This window comes from Anaerococcus sp. HMSC065G05, from assembly GCF_001812365.1.
In the GTDB taxonomy this organism is placed as follows: domain Bacteria; phylum Bacillota; class Clostridia; order Tissierellales; family Peptoniphilaceae; genus Anaerococcus; species Anaerococcus vaginalis.
Genome location: NZ_KV808714.1, coordinates 18,564 through 21,871 on the forward strand (window position 1 = coordinate 18,564; position 3,308 = coordinate 21,871).

1 protein-coding gene is annotated in these 3,308 nt (G+C 34.3%); it reads right to left on the reverse strand.

Annotated features, from left to right (window positions below; translation table 11 throughout):
- Nucleotides 1-3,308: SHIRT domain-containing protein (locus tag HMPREF2852_RS09800; protein ID WP_222563212.1), on the reverse strand; the 3,308-nt coding region annotated here is incomplete at both ends.

Below are 3,308 nucleotides of genomic sequence, written 5' to 3' on the forward strand. Positions count from 1 at the left end.
TGATGGATCATGTGTTCCTGCTTTATCAGCAAGTATTTGATTACCTTCTGTGTCCACATATCTTGTTTCTACATCTTGGATAGGTTTTTTCTTGTAAACATGAATTGTATTACCATTATTATCTTTATTTGTACTTACATAATCGTAGCCATCAATATTTACTTGATTTTGTGTTCCTTCTTTTGGTGGAAGTAGTTGGTTGCCATTTTCATCAACATATCTTGTCTCAACTTTTGGAACAGGTGCAAGTTTTTTGTAAATATGAACGGTATTACCCTTTTCATCTTTTTCTGTTTTTACAAATTGATATCCTTCTATAGTTGATGGATCATGTGTTCCTGCTTTATCAGCTAGTATTTGCTTACCTTCTGTATCCACATATCTTGTTTCTACAGTTGTAGTAGGAATTAATTTATAAACGTGAACTACATTACCGTCTTTGTCATTTTTAGTTTCGACAAATTCATATCCTGGAAAATCTTTTTTATCTTGTTTTCCATCTTCATCCTTAGCAAGAGGATTTCCTTTTTCATCTACAAATTTAGTAACTATAGATGGACTAGGAGTGGTTTTTTTCTTGTAGATATGTTTTGTATTACCCTTATCATCAGTTGTGGTTTTTACAAATTCATAACCGTCGATATCTTTATTAGTTTGTTTACCATTTTCTTTTGGAGCAATAGTATTACCATCTTCATCGACGTATTCTGTAACTACATCAGCAGGTGGTGTGACTTTCTTCTTGTAGATATGTTTTGTATTACCTTTATCATCTTTTTCAGTTTTTACAAATTTATATCCATCGATCTCTTTATTAGGTTTTGTACCATCTTCCTTAGGAGCTATAGTCTTACCATTTTCATCGACATATTCTGTAACTACATCTGGAATAAATTCCCATGTTCCTGTGAATTCTACATCTTTATCTTCTACTTTTTTGTTTTCTTTATCGTAACTTACAAATTTCCAAGTTCCATCTTTTACTTTAACTGTTTTTGTTTTTGGCTCTGTTGGTGTTACTTCATCGCCTTTTACTTTTCCAGTTTGATTTGCTGGTAGAAGATCAGTTACTTCTTTAGGAAGTTTTTTATTTGGATCTTTACTTACAAATTTGTGAATTACTTCGTGTTTATTTGGTGTAAATTTCCATTTTCCTTCGAATGTTACATCAGATTTATCAATAGTTTTACTATCTTTATCATAGCCTTCGAATGTCCATGTTCCATCATTTGTCTTGTCTTCTACTTTTGTTTCTTTTGGAGCAGTTGGTGTTACAGTTTCTCCATCTTTCTTACCAGTTTGATCTTTTGGTGTTAAATTTGTAACAGCTTTTGGAAGGTCTTTTCCTTTTGTTGATGATACAAATTTATGTTCTACTTTGTATTCTGGATCTGGTGTAAATACCCAAGTTCCTGTAACTTTTTCGTCTTGGTTAGAAATTTCTACTGAATTTTTGTCAAAAGATTTGAATGTCCAAGTCCCCTTGTTTTTATCATCTCTAAATTCAGCATCTTTTCCTTCTGGAACTGGGGATGTTACTTTATCGCCTTTTACTTTGCCGGTTACTTCTTTTGGTGCTTTTGCTTTTAATTCGGCTGGTAATTCTTTACCTTCTGTTCCACTTACGTATTCGTATGTTACTTTGTGTTTGTTTGGTGTAAATTCCCAACTTCCTTCAAACATTACATCAGCACCATCAACCTTAGCATCTACTTTTTCGGTATTTTCATCTAGGTCTTTGTAGCCTTTGAATTTCCATATTCCGTCATTGTCTGTATCTTCTACTTTTTCCTTTTTAGGAGCAGTTGGTGTTACAGTGCTTTTGTCTTCTATACCAGTTTGTTGATCTGGAAGTTGATCTTTTACTGCTTGTGGAAGGTCTTTTCCTTTTGTTGCTGATTTAAACTGATGGTTTACCTTGTAAGTAGTTGGAACAGGTTTTGGAGAGAATTTCCAAGTTCCTGTAAATACAAGGTCTTTATTATCAACAGTTTCACTGTCTTTGTCATACTTAACAAAGGTCCATACACCATCTTTAGTTGTGATTGATTCTGGAATAGGTTTCGTTGGTGTTACTTTATCACCCTTAACCTTTCCTTTTTCTGGATCTGGAAGTAGATCTGTCACTTCTTTAGGAAGAGGTTTTGTTGGATCTTCACTTTCAAACTTGTAAGTTACTTGATGTTCGTTTGGTGTGAATTTCCATTCGCCTTCGAATTTTACGTCAGCTCCATTTACTTTTGCATCTACTTCGTCTGTAGTTTTATCTTGATCTTTGTAGCCTTCGAATGTCCATGTTCCATCGTTTTCTGTATCTGCTACTTTTGTTTTTTCTGGCTCTGTTGGTTTAACAACACTTCCATCTTCTTTGCCTGTTTGATCTTTTGGTGTTAGTTCTTTTACGGCTTGTGGAAGAGTTTTGCCTTCTGTTGCGGATACAAATTCGTGTTTTACGTTGTATTTATTTGGCTCAGCATCTGGTGTAAATACCCATGTTCCTTTTACGTTTTCGTCTTTGTTTGTAATTTCTACTTCATTCTTATCGTATGATTTGAATGTCCAAGTTCCCTTGTTTGTTTCATCTCTAAATTCAGCGTCTTTTCCTTCTGGAACTGGGGATGTTACTTTATCGCCTTTTACTTTTCCAGTTGCTTCTTTTGGTGCTTTTGCTTTTAATGCTTCTGGTAATTCTTTACCTTTTGTTCCACTTACGTATTCGTAGGTTACTTTGTGTTTGTTTGGTGTGAATTTCCATTTTCCTTCAAATGTCACATCAGACTTATCAATAGTTTTGCTATCTTTATCGTAGCCTTCAAATTTCCATGTTCCATCATTGCCTGCATCTTCTACAGTTGTTTCTTTTGGTGCAGTTGGTGTTACAGTTTCTCCATCTTTCTTACCAGTTTGTTGGTCTGGTGTTAAATCTGTAACTGCTTTTGGAAGAGCTTTGCCTTCTGTTGATGAAACAAATTTATGATTTACATTGTAATCAGTAGGAGTAGTTTTTGGAGTAAATTCCCATGTTCCTGTAAACTCAACATCCTTGTTATCGATAGTTTCTTGATTTTTGTCATATTCTACAAAAGTCCAAGTACCATCTTCAACATTAACTGTTTTTGTTTGTGGTTCTGTTGGTTTTACTACATCGCCTTTAACTTTGCCAGTTTGATCTGCTGGTACAAGAGCAAGTACTTCTTTAGGAAGTTCTTTGTTTGGATCTTTACTTACAAATTTGTGGGTTACGTTGTATTTTCCTGGTTCTGGATCTGGGGTAAATTCCCATGTTCCTTTTACGTTTTCGTCTTTGT